Origin of the sequence: Nostoc sp. CALU 1950 (assembly GCF_051172895.1) — a bacterium.
Lineage (GTDB): Bacteria > Cyanobacteriota > Cyanobacteriia > Cyanobacteriales > Nostocaceae > Nostoc > Nostoc edaphicum_A.
This window is the reverse complement of record NZ_JBDNJQ010000173.1, coordinates 1-17187: the sequence shown is the minus strand read 5'-3', so window position 1 is coordinate 17187 and position 17187 is coordinate 1. Positions and strand designations below refer to the sequence as shown.

The 17187-nt window shown below is 41.8% G+C and carries 18 protein-coding genes and 1 pseudogene; 14 read left to right on the top strand and 5 right to left on the bottom strand.

The genetic code is table 11. The annotated features are described in order from the left end of the window. The first annotated feature begins 130 nt into the window (after positions 1 to 130). From ABF638_RS31345 to ABF638_RS31305, 9 genes are all read left to right on the top strand, one after another. Complete coding sequence (locus tag ABF638_RS31345; RefSeq protein WP_435026770.1) at positions 131 to 1078, top strand: hypothetical protein; 948 nt, start codon at positions 131 to 133, stop codon at positions 1076 to 1078. Further along, on the top strand, positions 1075 to 1617 hold the full coding sequence (locus tag ABF638_RS31340) for a hypothetical protein (protein WP_435026769.1): 543 nt from the start codon (positions 1075 to 1077) through the stop codon (positions 1615 to 1617). The genes ABF638_RS31345 and ABF638_RS31340 overlap by 4 nt, the downstream gene beginning before the upstream one ends. Beyond that, a complete protein-coding gene (locus tag ABF638_RS31335; protein WP_435026768.1) occupies positions 1559 to 2287 on the top strand; it encodes a hypothetical protein in 729 nt (242 codons plus the stop codon). Before ABF638_RS31340 ends, ABF638_RS31335 begins: the two co-directional genes overlap by 59 nt. Before the next feature lie 30 nt (positions 2288 to 2317). Next, a complete protein-coding gene (locus tag ABF638_RS31330) occupies positions 2318 to 3376 on the top strand; it encodes a hypothetical protein (protein WP_435026767.1) in 1059 nt (352 codons plus the stop codon). Then, a complete protein-coding gene (locus ABF638_RS31325; RefSeq protein ID WP_435026766.1) occupies positions 3373 to 4092 on the top strand; it encodes a hypothetical protein in 720 nt (239 codons plus the stop codon). Before ABF638_RS31330 ends, ABF638_RS31325 begins: the two co-directional genes overlap by 4 nt. Continuing rightward, positions 4089 to 5501, top strand: coding sequence for a hypothetical protein (locus ABF638_RS31320; RefSeq protein WP_435026765.1), 1413 nt, complete (start codon positions 4089 to 4091; stop codon positions 5499 to 5501). Before ABF638_RS31325 ends, ABF638_RS31320 begins: the two co-directional genes overlap by 4 nt. A gap of 49 nt (positions 5502 to 5550) precedes the next feature. Beyond that, positions 5551 to 6171 (top strand): hypothetical protein, encoded by a 621-nt coding sequence (locus ABF638_RS31315; protein WP_435026764.1) that lies wholly within the window; start codon positions 5551 to 5553, stop codon positions 6169 to 6171. Positions 6172 to 6582: 411 nt separating this feature from the next. Then, positions 6583 to 7062, top strand: a complete 480-nt coding sequence (locus ABF638_RS31310) for a type II toxin-antitoxin system antitoxin SocA domain-containing protein (RefSeq protein WP_435026762.1) — start codon at positions 6583 to 6585, stop codon at positions 7060 to 7062. Position 7063: 1 nt separating this feature from the next. Further along, complete coding sequence (locus tag ABF638_RS31305; RefSeq protein WP_435026761.1) at positions 7064 to 7666, top strand: type II toxin-antitoxin system PemK/MazF family toxin; 603 nt, start codon at positions 7064 to 7066, stop codon at positions 7664 to 7666. Positions 7667 to 8164: 498 nt separating this feature from the next. Here the strand turns inward: ABF638_RS31305 and ABF638_RS31300 are convergent, their stop codons facing one another. The 4 genes from ABF638_RS31300 to ABF638_RS31285 form a co-directional block, all read right to left on the bottom strand. Further along, complete coding sequence (locus ABF638_RS31300) at positions 8165 to 8455, bottom strand: hypothetical protein (protein ID WP_435026760.1); 291 nt, start codon at positions 8453 to 8455, stop codon at positions 8165 to 8167. A gap of 5 nt (positions 8456 to 8460) precedes the next feature. After that, positions 8461 to 9420: a ParM/StbA family protein gene (locus ABF638_RS31295; RefSeq protein WP_435026759.1), complete on the bottom strand. Its 960-nt coding sequence runs from the start codon at positions 9418 to 9420 to the stop codon at positions 8461 to 8463. Between the two features lie 417 nt (positions 9421 to 9837). Continuing rightward, the gene (locus tag ABF638_RS31290; protein ID WP_435026758.1) at positions 9838 to 10344 is read right to left on the bottom strand and encodes a hypothetical protein; all 507 of its coding nucleotides are present in this window, start codon (positions 10342 to 10344) and stop codon (positions 9838 to 9840) included. A gap of 57 nt (positions 10345 to 10401) precedes the next feature. Continuing rightward, complete coding sequence (locus tag ABF638_RS31285) at positions 10402 to 11004, bottom strand: hypothetical protein (RefSeq protein WP_435026757.1); 603 nt, start codon at positions 11002 to 11004, stop codon at positions 10402 to 10404. A gap of 257 nt (positions 11005 to 11261) precedes the next feature. Here ABF638_RS31285 and ABF638_RS31280 point away from each other — a divergent pair, with 257 nt between their 5' ends. From ABF638_RS31280 to ABF638_RS31260, 5 genes are all read left to right on the top strand, one after another. Then, on the top strand, positions 11262 to 12014 hold the full coding sequence (locus ABF638_RS31280) for a ParA family protein (RefSeq protein ID WP_069074509.1): 753 nt from the start codon (positions 11262 to 11264) through the stop codon (positions 12012 to 12014). Position 12015: 1 nt separating this feature from the next. Next, entirely contained in the window at positions 12016 to 12969 is a 954-nt protein-coding gene (locus ABF638_RS31275; RefSeq protein WP_435026756.1) for a ParB/RepB/Spo0J family partition protein, read from the top strand. A 207-nt stretch (positions 12970 to 13176) separates the two neighbouring features. After that, a complete protein-coding gene (recD2, locus tag ABF638_RS31270) occupies positions 13177 to 15243 on the top strand; it encodes an SF1B family DNA helicase RecD2 (protein WP_435026755.1) in 2067 nt (688 codons plus the stop codon). A 7-nt stretch (positions 15244 to 15250) separates the two neighbouring features. Next, positions 15251 to 15949, top strand: coding sequence for a sigma-70 family RNA polymerase sigma factor (locus tag ABF638_RS31265; RefSeq protein ID WP_435026754.1), 699 nt, complete (start codon positions 15251 to 15253; stop codon positions 15947 to 15949). 92 nt (positions 15950 to 16041) lie between these two features. Then, positions 16042 to 16290, top strand: a complete 249-nt coding sequence (locus ABF638_RS31260) for a hypothetical protein (protein WP_190943031.1) — start codon at positions 16042 to 16044, stop codon at positions 16288 to 16290. A gap of 465 nt (positions 16291 to 16755) precedes the next feature. On the opposite strand, the pseudogene ABF638_RS31255 reads toward ABF638_RS31260, so the two are convergent. After that, a pseudogene (locus ABF638_RS31255) lies at positions 16756 to 17133 on the bottom strand (molecular chaperone DnaJ); the annotation flags it as partial. Between the last annotated feature and the right edge of the window lie 54 nt (positions 17134 to 17187).

Here is a 17187-nt window from a genome sequence, read left to right as displayed (position 1 = left end):
GAGTTAGTGTAACTAGATATGTAAAGTTTTGTATTAGGATTCAACATTTCTGCCGCTAGACCTATCAAAGCTTCCTGAGTCGCAGTGGGAGGAAAGAACAAAAGCCCATCGGAATGATATTAATTTAATCGTGCTTCAATTAGTTTTAGGGACGCAAAAGTTTGATGGGTTGCTATCACAAACTATCGAGTCTGTTATACCTCTAGGCACAAAAGCCTTTTACGAAGATGCTGAAATCCAAGAGCGATTTGAATTAGCGCGAAAAGCAGGGATAAACACCCCAGAATGGGCGAATACCCCGACATTAGCAGATATGGAGAAATTCTTCTCGCTTGCGTATATTTATTTAGGCTATCAGGACGACAATGTAGAAAAAGCACTTAATTACATCCGCTTGCGGTTACAGTACTGGCAAGCTAGTAGTATCGGTAGCGCTATCTGTAAGCCTTCAACCTTCCAGGCAGATAGCCAGTTGATTACCTTTGCACTGACTAATCTGCAATCAGGAAAGGATGCAGAAGTGTTCGGGATGAGTGCATATATCGCCGCGTCCCGTCAATCCCTCTCCTCGCCCAATAGTGTATTTTTCATGGATGAGGCTAGCGTATTGCTAGGATTTTCTGCATTATCACGGCTTGCAGGTCGTAAATGCGCTACGGCTCGAAAGCAAGGCTGTCGGGTGTTTCTGGCGGCACAGGATGTCATTTCTATTGCTAAATCGGAGGCGGGAGAACAAATATTACAAAATATGCCATTGCGGTTGATTGGGCGTATTGTCCCAGGCGCGGCTAATAGTTTCTCTGAGTTGCTGGGCATCCCTAGAGAAATTATCGATAAAAACGAAAGCTTTGCCCCTAATATTCAGCAGCTATATACGTTGTGGTTGCTCGACTATAACAACAAGTATGTGCGCTGCCGCTATTATCCCTCCTATCCCCTGCTGGCGTTGGTTGCCAATAGCAGAGAAGAACAAGCCACGCGAGATAAATTCAAGAAAATTCACAGCGACAAGTTCACCTGGGTGGCAGAATTTTCTAAATATTATGTCGAGTGCATCAAACAGGGAAAACCATTATGAAAGTTCTATCATCAGTCATTCATACGAAGCTATTGCTGGCAATAGTCGCGGGTGTTTTGTCAATAGTCAGCTTTCAGGTTTGGCAATACAACCAAGCTCAATACGCAAAATTTATTATTCATGCGAAGAATGGCTGTGGCGTGTACATAGAATTGGGTGAGGATGCCATCAAGCGCTCCCCCAGCCTGAGAGCATTGAAATATCAAAATAAGCGATTGAGTGGATTAGAGCAACCGGGGATTAACTCTGAATCTGCTGACCCAGGTGCTTATGTCATGCTTTTTCGATCCCCTGCTTCCACCCTTCCACCTAATGCTTTACCTTTCGATGATCCCTTCTTCACCAGTTTATTAAATAAGGAAGAATCACCTAAAACATTAATGGTTCAAGCTGTTTCCTTTGATTTAGTAAAAAAGCAAGCGACTGTAAAATCTCTTTGTACCAAAAAACCTTTTGTAGTAGCCCTGGAGGACTTGTATCTTGAATACCAACCGATTGATCGCAATCTCAGGCGCAGCAATTTTGATATCCTTTTCTAGCCTCCCTGCTAATGCTCAAGCTAGTCAAAACCAATCTTTTTTGACTCAATTCCAACAAATCTATAGTAGCTTGCAGACTTACATTAGTAATTATCAGAAAGAATTTACTAAAAGTTTGGGCAAGTTAGAAGCTGAATTAACCCAGGCAATTGAATCTAGTGTTGGTGATTTGGGTATTCCTGATCCCCTAAAAGCTGGTAAGAATATTGAGAAAGTCATTGAGAAACAAGAAGGCAATTTACTGATATTAGATCCGCGCATTCAAGCTGAAAATGCTGTCAAGGATTGGAATCAACAATATACACGCGGACAGTCTCAATCAGTTCTTGGTGTTGAAGGACAAAAAGTCCAATCACAGGAGGCAGAAACCACTAATGATGCTACCTCCCAATCAAGCGAAAATGCTAATGCCGCGCAGGATGATGTCATTACCCAAGACATTCTTAAAAAGGTCGCTATTCAAAACTTGCAAAATGCTGTAATTGCTAAATCAATTCACTCAGAATCCCAGAAACAATCCCGTTCCTTGGCTGCTGCAAATATCAATCTTGCTGATATTTCTAGTCGCATGGGTGAGCAAGCTGCGGCAAAGGATCAAGAGTCCAGCGCCGCAACTCGTCAAATCATTCAATCTGCCGCCGCTAACGATTCATTTTGGAAAAATCAATAATCAAGTCAACATAACGTTACGGCAACTGAGATGATAGCACTCTTAACTATTCTTTTTGCTCAAACTACAGGGCAGCAAGCTGGGGAAAATACGGGGACTACAAACTCAGGCGAAATAGTAGAAGGCGCTACCCAAGGCGCAGACCTAATTTATAAATCGTTTGAGAATGATTGGCTGGAATTAGCATCTGGAACAAGCCCAATTTATACGGCTGTCGTCGCTGTTTCCACCCTTGCGGCTGTTGTGATGATTGGCTTTGCATCATTTGGCTGGTACAGGAAGTTTGCTGAAGAAGGGTTTGGTTATGATTTCATAGCCGAGATGGTTTTGCCATTAGTAGTAATTGTAATGCTTAGTAATAATGGGTTCCTCCTAGCAAACACAACAGTCGCATTAAAAAACGTATCGACCGGACTAAACAGGAGTATTTTAAATATTACGAGAAATGGGGTCAATTTGAGAGATGCTATACGGAATGTAAACGCTGACCAAAGCTTTGTCTTAGCCGCACAGATAGCTTTAGCTAAGTGCGAAAAGCTCAACAACGAAAAGAAGGAAGGTGAAGAATTGAGCGAGAAACAAGCTTGTATCAAACAGGCTGTGGAGAATACACGAAAATCCGCGCAGAAAGCTAGAGAAAAGACTGGCGCGGGTTCTGGAGTCGGAAGCTGGAACCCCTTAGACCTTAGTGGCGAACTAATCAATAGCGCAATCCAAGGTTTTGTTTACGTAATTCTCAGCGGACTATCAGCAGCTTTTCAATACATCGTCCAGCTGTCATTCTTAATGATTGCATTCGCCGCCCCAATCTTCCTAGTTCTATCTTTGCTGCCCTTCCAAAGCAAACCTATCTATGCTTGGCTTGCTGGCTGGTTAGGGCTGACATTGGTTCTCATTTCGTACTCGATAACTGTAGGTATTATTGCCAGCGCGATAGTCTCCAAGCCTTCCAGCAATCCTTTGCTGTTGCAACTTTTGCAAGCCATTTTCTCGCCATTACTCGCGGTAGCCATAGGCACTGGTGGCGGAATGGCTGTATTCTCAGCTTTCACTAGTGGGGTTAAATTCTCGGTGGGGTTACGAAGATGAAATTATTAGAGAGAAAAGAGTTAAATTTTACCCCAATTTTTTTAATAGGAAATGCTGTTTTATTAACGCTTTTATTATTCATAGAAATTGTCAATTTTGCTCGGATAGGAATGATTTCTAAAACGAAAGCTTCGACCTTGGTAGAATTGTCTGACGGCGAATCTATTAGAGTTCTTCCTATAGGCATTTTGGAGCGATCACCGCAAGCTATTACGTATTTTGTCGGGCAGACAATGACCGGGCTTTTAAGTTGGAATGCTCTACCAAAGCCAACCGATGATTACAAGATAGACCCCACCAAACAATTAAAGTTAGATGTTGGGATATCGACATCAAAAGGCAAGATTACTACTAGTGTATGGGCTTCAGGCTTTGCGTTGTCAGAAGATTTTCGCGCACCATTCCTTGAGGAGATAAGTAATCTGACGCCGCCCGATGTCTTTAATGGGTCTACGCAATCAATTCTAAAAGTCAGCCTAATCAGTCAGCCGACTCGGATTAAGGATGGGCAATGGAAAGTAGATATGGTTGCAGAGATTGTCGTTTTCCAAGGCAGTAATTTAGTTGGTAAGCCCATCTCTTTTAACAAAACTGTATTCGTCAGGGCGATTGATACGGCTGCCATTCCTAGATTTGCATCCCAGGTTCAAGAAACCGCTTCTCGCGTTCGGAAAGCTGGGCTGGAAATTTATAAAATCCAAGATTTAGACCTATGATCCAAAATCAGGAACCCTTAGCGTCAGCAACTATTGAGATAGAGTCGCAAGATTTTGCCGCCATGAACGGGGCTACAACCTCTTCGATTAATGATTCAGATCAAAGAGAAGAAAACCCCGCACCAGAGGAAATCGTTACCACTCGAACAGTCTCGCAATCTCCACTCTTAAAAATGGGCGTTGTTGCCCTGATTTGCTCTCTCTTTGTAATAATCATTGGGGCTTTAATCGGTAATTCAATGAATGTGCTGAAGTTTTCCAGTAATAAAGTGCAGCCAACCCTAGAAGAGCAAACGCCCCTAGCAGAGCCGGAAAATGAGACAGGTAAAGATAAAACAGCGCTTGCTCTGACTAGCCAAAATTACGAGCTAAAGCAGATTCGCGATCGCTTGCCTAGCCCAACGCCAAGCGCAACCTTAGCCCCAGCCCCAATCGCACCCGTTACCCCTCCGATGCAACCAGTGCAGCGCGGACAACGTTCTTACCTAGTCGCCAGTCAGCCGACAGCGCCCTTCACTTTCCCCCAGGCTAGAGTATCTATTCCCCAGCCCCAGCCCAAAATTGCCCAGCCGATCAGACAATCTCCTTTGGCGTTGGCAACGGCTGCAACCAACGCCCCCACCAAAGACCCCACTCAGCAATGGCTTCTCGCTGCAAACGCTGGTAGTTTCAGGAGTTCAGTCGATGAATCAGAAAGCGAAAAACCCATCAAGACTACTGGAATTGAAGGAGGTACGGGAGGAGCTACACAAGTCGCCCAGAACACTAGCATTAATTACAATGCTCTTCGCGTACTCGTTGGCAGCACCGCAGAGGGCAGACTAGAAACGCCGATCGCTTGGAGCGCTGGTGACACTGGCAACCAGAATTACTTGGTGAAACTAACAAAACCCTTAAAAGCCTCAGATGGTAGCGATGTGCTAAGAGTGGGCGCTTATCTGGTTGTTCAACTAGCAGAGTCGAATGGTTCGGGTTTCGCCAAGCTGCGCGGTGTTTCAGTATTGGTCAATATAAACGGCGATACGCAAGAAAAGCAACTCCAAGAAAATGCCGTTCTGATAATGGCCAAGGATGGTGGTTTCTTAAAAGCAGAGTCTCGCAGAGGTAGCAACCTGGGTAACAATTTCATTTCTGCGATCATCGCGGGAGTTGCGAAGGCTGCCCAGGTACAGAATCGCCCTGTAACTCAAGTTAGTACGAACTCTAATGGCTTCTCTACTAGCTCCACTACCAACGAGCAAAAAGATTTATCCGCCGCTTTTGGAGAGGGTGCATTTAATAGCGTTCTCGACAATATCAAAAGCTCAAATGTCGCCCGTTCTCAACAGTTAAGCGGTAGAGAAGAAGTATTTGTGATTGACGTTGGTAAGCCAGTTCAAATATTCGTTAATCAAACAATATCGTTATGAGAGAAGAGGGAATAAGGAACTCTTAACAGGGAATAGGGAATAGGGAAAAATGTTAGATAAACTCGCTATTGTTACAACCTTCTTAATAGCTACTGCCTCAAGCGTTGCGGCAATGCCCATCCGAACGGTTTATGAGAATGATGCAAACTCCAAGGCGATCGAATTAAAGGTGTGGAAGGGCTACGGATTAACTATTAATTTGATGTCTACGGGAGAGACTATCAAGCAAGTTTGGATTGGCGATCCAAGTCGCTTCGCTTTTACCTCAAACGGTGGTTTATGCCAGTCATCAGGTGGTGATTCTAACTGCACAGGAGGTAAAGCAACTGTAATCTTTCTTCGCCAGATTGACCCGATGGATTTTCCTGTCACCTCTAGCAGCAATGGAAGCACTCAAATTACAGTGCTTACCAATGAAAAGCAGTATCAATTTAAGATAGTCCCCGCTACTGGCAACCCAACCTATACAAGCTTGGTGATTAAATCGGATTCGGAGCGCCCATTGCCAATTCCCCGTCCGCGAACGCCGCAACCGCTAACAGTTCAAAAGCCGCAATCAGCGCCGTCGGTAATGCATGAACCGATCGCTGGTGGCTTCTACGAGAAAATCACATCAAATGGTAAAAAAGTGTTTGATAGCTCTTATAAAAATGCAATCGCCACAAATTAAGCTTACTTTCAGAGTACCCCAACCGTGCGGCAAGGTTCAAAGTTCCAATATTGTGGGTGGATGCTTGGTGTCAAAGGTGCTTTGTGTCGTCTACGGAAATGGTAAAGTAGCAAAAGGTTATTCAGCGAGATGCGACAAGTCCATGAGACACTTACAACACATGAGATTTTAGTCAAAGATTGTGTCGGTTACATTAATCGTGTACTATTGTATTAGTACAAGTATACTGTGGTCTACGATGAGTAAGCCAAAAAGTGTTAAAGATTGCAAAAAAACAACTATAATTAGCCGATAGAAACATTGGATAAAATCTTTTTATTTTATTAAATAAAAATGATTATGAATCTTTATATACATTTATATTTGTTCATTAATTAGACTATTTTGTGACAGTTAACAGAGAGAAAGGTCATGTTGGATAAACTAATAAAATATTTTGTCTACGCGACAAAAGGGTATATTACAAAAACACAGCTAATCAAGTTTTTGTATTTAGCTGATCTTTACTCTGTTAAGTGGACAGGAAAGCAGCTGACTGATCTAGATTGGTGTTATTATCAATTTGGCCCTTGGAATGAAGGTATAGATACTGCTTTAAATCAAATGAATGGGAAAGAGATTATTCAAGAGTCTCAGTATAATGCAACATATATTAGACCTGTGAATCAAGCTGCTCAGGCAGATGATTTGGACATACCTCTCAGTATTAAGTTTGTACTGGATAATATTCGTAGAGAGTGGGCTGGCTCAGATAAACTGAATCAGTTACTAGATTATGTATATAGCACTGCTCCAATGGTGGAAGCAAAAAATACCCATCGACCAGAAGAGAAAGTTAAACTTAACTTACAAGCAGAAAGAGAAAAATTAGTCAGTGAATTAGGATTGTAAAGTGGTTGGAAAAAGACCTAGACAAGGTTGGATCTATTCTACAAATCCCTATAGGGTATCTCTTCGTTGCAAGCTGGGTCATATTCATATTTATAATTTAGATGAGCCTGCTGAAGTAGAATGTCAAACTTGTAGTGAGAATATTAATTCAAGTAGGGTTTTTAGAGGTACACATCCTTATATCATCTGGACAAGTGATCAGTTTCAAGATGAATCTGGATATATAGCAACGTTTTCTGTTATTCCTCTGACTTCACAAACTACATTTAACGGTTTACCAACCACATATCCAATTAATTCTACAAGTAGAAATGGTCTTGATAAAAATTCCTACGCTTTAGTTCATCAAATATGTACTGTTGATACTAATTGCTTTAAAGGCTCATCAGCCAATTGGTTAGAGAGAATTGGACAATTGGATAAAGCAGATAAAGAAGCTATAGAAGAACGTTTAAAGTATTTTTTGAGTATTCAAGAGAATCCTAGTGAAGACTGGTTTGCTCAAAATGCGTCTCCAGAACTTTTGAAAAAAATCTTTGATTATCTACCTGAAGATACAAAAAATTTAGTAATAGAAGAATTAATTAACAATTTAGACTCATAACACCTGTATATTTATCAATAACATTAATATTTTAATTATTACAAATTCGGCAATCTCCATACTGTTGTTAGCTTGGTCAGTGCAAAGTGCGATCGCTGATGAATTAGCTCTCATTGATGGAATGGCACGCTTGATTCATGTGAAACCTGCTTGCTGACTATCTTGTTGGGGGTAGGGTGTAGGAAAAAAATCAAGAAAAGTAAATATGAGTGCGAACATAATTGAAGAAGAATTCAGCTATTCAGAATTCAGGAGTCAGCAATCTTGACGCTCTCTACGAGACGCTACGCGTAGCTTGCTTCTCCGTAGGAGTACGCAGACTCGCTATCCGCCAGTCATACAGAATACCCAATTGAATTCTGACTCCTGACTCCTGACTCCTGAATTCTGTTTGATAAACTTCTTTGCGGGAGCAACGCTGGCATGAGCATTACTTACACCCCACACCCAAAAGCCTTATTAAATAAGGGATTTGCCGTTATCAAGCGTGCCATTCGGCTATAAATCAAAATTAAGGCTGAAGGTTTCCGGTTCAGAATCTTCTTCTTTCTCTTGTGCAAATGGAGTTGAAGTCATTGAAGGAAGTTTGTTATCTTCAGTATTAGTCGGCGTGAAAGCTACTTGTTGTGTGGGAAATGCACCCTTTCTGAAAGCAAAATAACAATCAATAATAAAGTAGAGCGTCTCCAGGTAACTTTTACCTAGTTGCTGTGATTCGGCAAATATCCGCTCACGGTAGCTATCTTTAATCCGAACTTTTTCTGGGGTTAAGTCAAGTTTGTCTGCCATTGCGATCACTTAATAGATGTAGATGCTGAATTCTTGGCAGAAATGGTCTTTGCCATCTCTAAAAGCCCAAAGACATTGGCTTCTACCGGATTGTCCAGGATTTTAAAGCTGTTTTTCTCCAACAGTTTCTTAAATCCTGGTAAGAGACAGCCTCCACCAATCGCCCAGATTTCATCCCCCTGGTGCTTGGCATCAAGTGTGAGATTTACCACTTTCTTCAAGTATTTTTCATACCAATCTTTCAAAGAAGCACTGTATATATCTTTGATATCGATGTCACGGCTGTATCTGGTATGCCCCATTTCCAAACAAAATCGGATTTTGGATGGATCTCCGATTTTTCCGCCATTTAAATGTTTCATTTTTTGGGAAATATCATCGATGAGAACTTCTACACCAATGGGGTAAGCGGTGTGAACTTCTCGTTGACCCCGGTTGTAACGAGAATACAGGGTCGTCCCATTGCCAAAGTCTAATATCGTTAGCTTTTTGGGTAGTGGATGCCCAAACAATGCACCCATCCCCTCTAGTACAACTTTAAGTACTTCTACTTTCACGTCTGATTGTTTGCCAGCAAGTATTGGCTGATATTCTCCATTGAGTACTTTTTGCAATTCGTCAGCTAGACCAACATCATGTAAGCTAACAACTAATTTTAAGTGCCAAGCCTTACGGTGTGCCAGATGTGCCAATGCACCGAACAAAGTCAATAATGCGTTGTTGACTTTATTTTCATTATTGTCTGTGTTGCGGTCAAAATAATTTCCTGTGCGGTAAGCAGACTCTCCGACTGTGTAAGCAATGCCGTTAAAAACTACACGCCCTGGAACATCTTCCATTTCTGCTGTGGAAATATAGCTGGGGACACGAACTACTTCAAAGCCTTCGACTAAAAGTTTGAGACTTCCGTAACCGTTATCGAAACCCGCAGGAAAAATTTTTTGCAACGTGTGAATGTTTGACATAAATACAAAGGTAATACACTTTGAGAAAGTGAAAATTATCTGTTGAAGTGATCTGCAAGAGCAAGAGAAAGAAGAATAAAATAACTTCCCCTTTTTTGCCTAATCTCAAGAGCTTATCATAACCCCTTGGGGGCTAAATGGGGTACAAAATATTAGCCAGTCAAATATACCCCATTTAGCACCTATATGCACCCTATATAGGGGTCAAAATCTCACCAAAGCCTTGAGCTATTATTGGGGTATATATAGCCCCCATATAGCCCCCAACAGGATTTTTTGAAATCTTTTTATCAACGCAGCAAAAATTAATTTAGATCATCGTTGACTTTTTGATTTATACTTTACTGTCAATTTTTTGTTGAAAAGCAATTCAGTTTTGATCTTTAACTTCTTGCTAACTAAGTAATGAGTGCGTTATTACTTGATTACAGGTTCAGCTTTCTCAACTGAATTATCATTCACACCCAAAGTTAATTCCAAAGGAATTTTTTGGGGGTAAGCTTTTACTACTTGCCGATAAACATCATAATTAGTAGGCAGTGTCTGCTGAGAATTACCCACTCCATAAGTCAATTTGTACTTTACATTCTTCACCAATTCAGGTTTGCCTGCCTCGGATTGAGATTTTTTGCGTTGTTCAACTTCATCAACACTTGGTCGTGGCGGTACAGTAGGCCACCATAGCCCTTTGTCATCTGGGCCAACAACTGCTCCTGCCGGTTTCAATCCATTCCTATTCAACACTGAAGTGTTAGCAAAGGTTTCAATGCGTGGCTGTGGTTGACTAGTTAGATCATTAGCATACTTAACTTGCCAGGAGTAACTGGTGAGTGCTGTAGCTTCATACTGTTCAGCAGTAGTAGTGCTGCAACTAGTTAGTGTCAGTGCTGTTAGTACAATTATTATTGAGTGTAAAAATCTCATTTGCGTTATCAATCGTGAATATCTCTTACCAATCACTCTTGAAGAGGGAGTGTGCCATCATTGCTGCCAAGGTGAAGGTATCACCGTAGTCGAAAGTACTTCCCTTGCTTGCAGTCTAATCGCTGTTTGCTCACAGTTGGGACATTTTACTTTTGTGAAAATTACTGAAGGTCGTCCTTTGTACTCGCCCATTACGGGTTCTCCGGTGTACTCGCTGAGTATCCCCTGCTGGCAATGATAGCACTCGAATATCACACGCCCTACCTCCGAGTTGCAATCCAGGAATTGCATGTGCTGACAGGGTTCTGGCGGTAACTCTTCTTCTTCTTCTTCTTCATCGCTCTTTGTCAATTGACCCTGTTGCTTGGGCTGTTGCGGTAATTTGGATTTTCTCTTGTCAGCAGAGGTACGTTTGGCTTTACTTTTCTCTAAATGTTGCGGTTTTCCAGCAGCGTTTGTCTTTGACCTTACAAGAGGTATTACCTCTGCTTGGGCTGGCTGCTCAACTGACGGCAGATCAACACTGGGAGTAATGTTAGGCTGAGAGATTGGCTGCTGTTTATCTACTGGTTTATAAGCAACAAGGTCAAGCTTTGAACTTGGTTCGTTGGGTTTTGGCTGTTGTTTAGGTGGCTTGGGCGATCGCTCTTTTGATTTCATCAGAAAATTTTATGTGGACTTGGGGAAATAAGTTTATTTTAAGCGCCAATTTATTTCACTAAATCGCTCCTCATCGCCAGAATGAAAGTATAGTTAGCTTTTTAGGTAACAAGCAATTTGGAACATTAGTTTTTCATTACTTTGGTGTAAAACTTGTGAAAATCTTTGCGGTCTACTTAAATTGTCATAGAATCAGTTCATTCTGTAACTAATATATATATGTTTTTTCATCAAAAATCGCATAGTACTAAGAAAATATGATTATCGCAGTTACTAATCAAAAGGGAGGAGTAGCCAAGACAACCTCTACTATTGCACTAAGTGGATTGCTGGCAGAAAGTTCCTCCTGCCTTGTAGTTGACTTTGATCCCCAAGGCAATTTAACCACAGGTCTAGGAATCAAGATTCAGCCAGGGCAGATGACTGCCTATGAAGTACTTACAGATCGTAAACAGAGCGCATCTGAAACTATTATTGACACCGAGTATGGAATCAAGCTGATTCCGGCTGACATATCTCTAGCATCTGGAGAAAAGCAAATTTTGACCTCGGCAGATAATAGCCGAATCCTGAGAAAGAAATTGAATCCTTTACGGCAAGAATTTGCTCATATCCTCATTGATTGTCCACCTAGCTTAGGGATGTTGACTCTAAATGCACTAATGGCAGCAGATGCAGTCTTGATCCCCGTTCAATGTCAGTTCTTTGCTTTGGAAGGCTTACGACAATTATTGGAAACTATTGAAAGTCTTCGTGATGAAGACACTCACCCCAATTTGCAAATTTTAGGAGTCTTGCCTACAATGGCAGACCGTACACTCACGACCCAAGATGCTCTCAAAACTCTTAAAACTAAACTCCCTGGGGTCAAAATTTTTGAACCAGTTCCTAAGTCTGTTCAGTTTCCAGAGTCTAACTTGGCGCGTCAACCAATTCATCGGTATACCACAGAAAGAAAATTGATTGAACCTTATCAAGAAATCGCCAGAGAAATGGCAGAACAGGAGTAATATGGCGAAGCGGCGCTTGTCAATGGCAGATGAAATGGAATTTCCGAATAAAACCAAACAATTCCTGGACTTAGTAGGAGTTACCAAGAATCCTCAACTTTCGGAAAACGAATCTATTGAACAATCTTTATTAATAACTAAAATTCACCTAGCGGCTCATCAGCCTCGGCGTTATTTTTCAACTCAAGCAATGGAAAGCCTAGTTGCTTCTATCCGTGAACATGGCATCTTGCAGCCACTGCTTGTCCGACCGTTAGAATCCGGTAATTATGAATTGATAGCTGGTGAACGTCGCTACCGTGCTGCTCAAACTCTTGGAATGGAGCAAGTTCCGGTTATTATCCGCCATCTCAATGACCAAGATGCTTTCCAAGTCGCCCTCCTCGAAAATTTGCAACGGGAAGATTTAAATCCGGTTGAGGAAACTGAAGCTATTTTGCAACTGTTATCTATCCGCTTGGAATGCTCTCAAGGAGAAGTTATTTCCCTACTCAATCATATTGCTAACCTCCAAAAGCAAAAAACAGAAACTACGAACAACGTTGTTCGTAACCAATGGGAAATGGTAGAAAAGATATTTTCAGTAATAGGTAGGGTGACTCCAGACAGTTTTCGTAGTCATCGCCTACCTTTACTAAATTTACCTAAAGATATTCTAGAAATTTTGCGCCAAGGACAACTAGAATATACCAAAGCCCGTATCATTGCTCAATTGAAAGACGAAGATCAGCGACATCAACTTCTAGTGAAAACTATTGAAGAAAATCTTTCAGTTAGAGATATCAAAAGTTACATTCAATCAGTTCAACCTCCTAAGTCTTCTCAGCCGAATATCCTGCCTAATCGGATGAAGGAAGCCTATCAGCGAATTAAGCAAGCTAAAGTCTGGGAAGATCCTAATAAAGCAAAAGTTTTAGAGAAGTTGTTAGGGCAAATTGAAGCTTTATTAGAGTAAAATCTACGGTTTTTTACAACACATCTCACTCTTACCAACCTTTGAGGCGTAGCTTGCATAGCTTGCGCTCGTAGTCATCGTATAGCGAAGCAGCATTTTTGACTTTCTCATCTAATATTACTGTAATCTCAAAAAGATATAGTATTTATGTACTATATTCATCTGAATTCCAGTATTATAATAATGTGCGGCATCTGATCATAAGCAATGTCCACTCCTCCTAATCTTTCCCCTCAACAAGTAAGCGCCTTCTCTCAACAGGAAACCATCACCGGAGTCGTAGAACGTTTAACTTTTTATTCTGCTGAATCGGGTTACACAGTGGCAAGGCTGACTCGCCCGCGTAGCACTGAACTAACAACAATTGTTGGCAGCTTTGCTAATATCCAGCCAGGGCAGACTCTACAGCTAATTGGTTTCTGGCGTGACCATCCACAATTTGGGCCACAGTTCCAAGTCATCAATTATCAAGAAACCAAACCAGCCACTCTCACTGGAATTGAGAAATATTTAGGCAGTGGACTCATAAAAGGTGTTGGGCCAGTAACAGCCAAACGCATCGTAGCTCACTTTGGACTTGAAACCCTCGATATCATCGAAAACCAGATCGAGCGATTAATTGAAGTTCAGGGCATCGCTAAAAAGCGGATTACTTTAATCAAAAACGCTTGGTCAACTCAGAAAGCGATCAAAGAAGTAATGGTGTTTCTCCAGGGGCATGGCGTTTCTACCACTTATGCTGTGAAGATTTACAAGCAATATAAGGATGAAGCGATTGCCACTGTTACCAAGAACCCTTATCAGTTAGCAGCCGACATTTACGGGATTGGCTTTCTAACTGCTGACAAGATTGCAAGAAATATTGGAATTGCGCCTGACTCAGAATTTCGTTACCGTGCGGGGATTATCCATTGTCTAAGTGAAGCTGCCGAAGATGGTCACTGTTACCTGCCACAAAGTGAACTGATTGAGTCGGTAATCAAACTGCTGACAACCGAATCTCATCAGCCCACAGAAGAAGCGGTTGCGATCATTATTAAAGATATGGCTCTTGTAGAGGAGCTGATTAGAGAGCGGGATGAAGAAAAAAGGCTACTTTGCTATAAGCCGACTTACTTTCATACGGAACAGAATTTAGCTCAACTGATACGCCAACGCTTGGAAAAACCTGTTGGCACTGACATTGAGCGTGTGCGTGATTGGATTGACCGCTTTACTGCTAGCCGTAAAATTCAGCTTTCAGAACAGCAACGCCAAGCTGTAGAAACAGCAGCCTATTCCAAAATCATGATCCTCACTGGTGGCCCTGGCGTTGGAAAGACCTTCACAACTCACACCATTGTCAGCCTGTGGAAAGCAATGGGTAAATCTATTGCGTTGGCTGCGCCCACTGGACGGGCTGCTCAACGTTTAGGTGAAATGACTGGGCTGGAAGCTAAAACTATTCATCGCTTGTTAGAATTTGACCCCCGCTCAAGGGGTTTCAAGCGCGATAGCGAAAATCCTTTACCCCACACGGCAATTATCGCTGACGAAGCTTCGATGCTTGATTTATTTCTGGCTTACTCCTTAGTTAAAGCAGTATTAGCTGGCGCTCTACTATTGTTGGTGGGTGATATTGACCAGTTACCGTCTGTAGGGCCAGGTCAAATACTGGCTGATTTGATTAATTCTGGGCGAGTTCCCGTGGTGCGGTTGACCCAGGTATTTCGCCAAGCTCAACAGAGCGCAATCATCTCTGCTGCTCACCAAATCAACCGGGGACAGTATCCCACAATTGAGCCTATATCTGATAATCCTATGTCCGATTGTATTTGGCATGGCGGCGGACATCAGCCTGAACATGGAGTGCAAGCAATCTGTGAGTTGATTACCGATTTGATTCCACGCTTAGGTTTTAATCCTGCCACTGATGTCCAAGTGCTTTGCCCGATGACACGGGGAGTTGTGGGTACTCGTAATCTTAATACCGTGTTGCAGCAGTTGATTAATCCACCCAGTCCCGACAAGGTGGAGATAAATAGGGGTGGGACGATACTACGAGTTGGCGATCGCGTCATTCAACAAATGAATGATTACCAGCGTGAAGTCTTCAATGGAGATTTGGGAATTATCACCGACATTGATACTGTTGAACAAGAAGTAATTGTGCAGTATGGAGAGCGTACTGTGATTTACGACTATGCTGACCTGAATGAAATTACTTTAGCCTGGAGCGTTACTATACATAAAAGCCAAAATCCGAGCAGCACTACACCTTGGTCAAAAAGCTAAACAGAAAATGGTGACAGCTAACCTCCGACTGGTAGTTTCTGTTGCCAAGAAATACCAGAACCGCAATTTGGAATTCTTAGACTTGATCCAAGAAGGAGCAATCGGTTTACAAAGGGGTATAGAAAAGTTTGATCCCAACCGAGGTTATAGGCTATCAACTTACACCTACTGGTGGATTAGTCAAGCTATAACCAGAGCTATCGCAGAACAATCCCGCACTATTAGATTACCTGTTCACCTCACTGAAATACTTAATAAAATTAAAAAAGTGCAGCGAGAAAGCTTTCAAAAACTCGGTCGTCATGCCACTGCATCTGAAATTGCATCAGCATTAAACATAAGCACAGATAAGTTTCGAGAATATCTCACCGCTTCTCGCACAGCCATCTCTTTAAATAAACAAGTCGGAGATGAGAAAGAGACAGAATTGGGCGAAATTTTAGCAGACGTTGCCGCTTCACCAGAAAAACTCCTTAGCCAAGAACTTCTATCGCAAGATGTAGCTAAATTCTTAGAACTATTGACACCTATACAGCGTCAAGTGTTGACTTTAAACTTTGGGCTAGAGAACGATCAGCATTTCAATCTCGCTCAGATTGGCCAACAGCTAAACCTCAGCCGAGAGCGGATTCGTCAAATCCAGGTCAAGGCGATAAGTATTCTCCGCCATCGACAAAGCGACATGCAAGAGTATTTAATTGATTAAGTAGAATTACTTTCGTCAGATGATGCACGGATCTTGTAGAACTAAAACGAAAAACTATATTAAAGAAGTAAGTCCACAACAGTAATCAGTCAATGCCCAGCAAAACAATTGAAGTCCGAGAGTACACTGTCAGAGCGCATAAGCGGGAAATTCACACCCGCGTTTTTAACTTTGTGTGTAAGCAGTGCGAACAACCCACACAACGAGAAACCTTTGGTGTGCGACCGCTCTACTGCGAGAAATGCCGTCCGCCACAAGCACCCAAGAAATCAGTAGTTCCTCTCAAGAAGAGAAAGCCCAGAGCTATGACTTACAAGAGTGGTAAAGACATAGCCGGATGATTTGTTGTCTCAAGGTTTTGAGCGATCGCACGAAAGTGAATGAAGCAGTGCGCTCATTCGCTCAACCTAACGCAAACTGGTAAAAAGTAACTCTAATGAATTGACATTAAACATATTTTCTTCTCCGATCTATCTGTAGGATTAAGAAAACTTCCCAGATTAAGATTAATGTGTTTTTTTATTGGCATAGGTTCTTTCAGAGGGTGTTGGGTATAGGGGGTAGGGTGTAGGGAACCCACGTTTAAAAACGTGAGATTGCTCTTGGACGCCTTGTATCTTGCCGCACTTTCCGCTTGATACAATTCTTTTTTTAACTGAGCTTTGAACTCAGAACTAAAGTTTTTTTATTTCTTCTTCCCTACCCCCTACACCCTACACCCTACCCCCTACACCCTTCCTTGTAAAATCCTTTTAATTTGCTCAGATGAGCGACAAATAAAGCCAGAAGTTGTTAATAGTCAAATACTATCTCATTAAATCTGATAACATCTGCTCCAAAATATCTTCTATAGTTTCTTCATCTAAGGAGTGCAGAGGTGTTGGTCCATCAAGAAATTCTTTAATAGTGATTTTCTGTTCTCTAAAATCCTTAACAAAATCCCGAATCACAGAAACGACGTTAATTTGAGATTCCATTGTTTCTACTATCGCAGCCATAGCGTCAATGCCTTCTTTAGCAGCTTTTCGAGAATCGCAAACCATCGTCCCTTCTGGAGTATTTTTTGTCAAACGCAGTTCCTGTTTCAATTTTTCATATTGAGCCAGGAGAATTTGATTGTGTTGTTCTAAAGTTCGGCATCTACGGGTTAAATCATCCTCGTTATTATTGTCAATAATTTCTAAGAGCTGATTCGTAAAGTAAATGTTAAATAGCTAATCGCCTGACCATGAGACGAA

Coding starts and splice junctions, on each gene's coding strand:
- ABF638_RS31340 (WP_435026769.1), top strand. CDS start 1,075: ATGAAAGTTCTATCATCAGTCATTCATACGAAGCTATTGCTGGCAATA.
- ABF638_RS31330 (WP_435026767.1), top strand. CDS start 2,318: ATGATAGCACTCTTAACTATTCTTTTTGCTCAAACTACAGGGCAGCAA.
- ABF638_RS31325 (WP_435026766.1), top strand. CDS start 3,373: ATGAAATTATTAGAGAGAAAAGAGTTAAATTTTACCCCAATTTTTTTA.
- ABF638_RS31320 (WP_435026765.1), top strand. CDS start 4,089: ATGATCCAAAATCAGGAACCCTTAGCGTCAGCAACTATTGAGATAGAG.
- ABF638_RS31315 (WP_435026764.1), top strand. CDS start 5,551: ATGTTAGATAAACTCGCTATTGTTACAACCTTCTTAATAGCTACTGCC.
- ABF638_RS31310 (WP_435026762.1), top strand. CDS start 6,583: ATGTTGGATAAACTAATAAAATATTTTGTCTACGCGACAAAAGGGTAT.
- ABF638_RS31300 (WP_435026760.1), bottom strand. CDS start 8,455: ATGGCAGACAAACTTGACTTAACCCCAGAAAAAGTTCGGATTAAAGAT.
- ABF638_RS31295 (WP_435026759.1), bottom strand. CDS start 9,420: ATGTCAAACATTCACACGTTGCAAAAAATTTTTCCTGCGGGTTTCGAT.
- ABF638_RS31290 (WP_435026758.1), bottom strand. CDS start 10,344: ATGAGATTTTTACACTCAATAATAATTGTACTAACAGCACTGACACTA.
- ABF638_RS31285 (WP_435026757.1), bottom strand. CDS start 11,004: ATGAAATCAAAAGAGCGATCGCCCAAGCCACCTAAACAACAGCCAAAA.
- ABF638_RS31280 (WP_069074509.1), top strand. CDS start 11,262: ATGATTATCGCAGTTACTAATCAAAAGGGAGGAGTAGCCAAGACAACC.
- ABF638_RS31275 (WP_435026756.1), top strand. CDS start 12,016: ATGGCGAAGCGGCGCTTGTCAATGGCAGATGAAATGGAATTTCCGAAT.
- recD2 (WP_435026755.1), top strand. CDS start 13,177: ATGTCCACTCCTCCTAATCTTTCCCCTCAACAAGTAAGCGCCTTCTCT.
- ABF638_RS31265 (WP_435026754.1), top strand. CDS start 15,251: ATGGTGACAGCTAACCTCCGACTGGTAGTTTCTGTTGCCAAGAAATAC.
- ABF638_RS31260 (WP_190943031.1), top strand. CDS start 16,042: ATGCCCAGCAAAACAATTGAAGTCCGAGAGTACACTGTCAGAGCGCAT.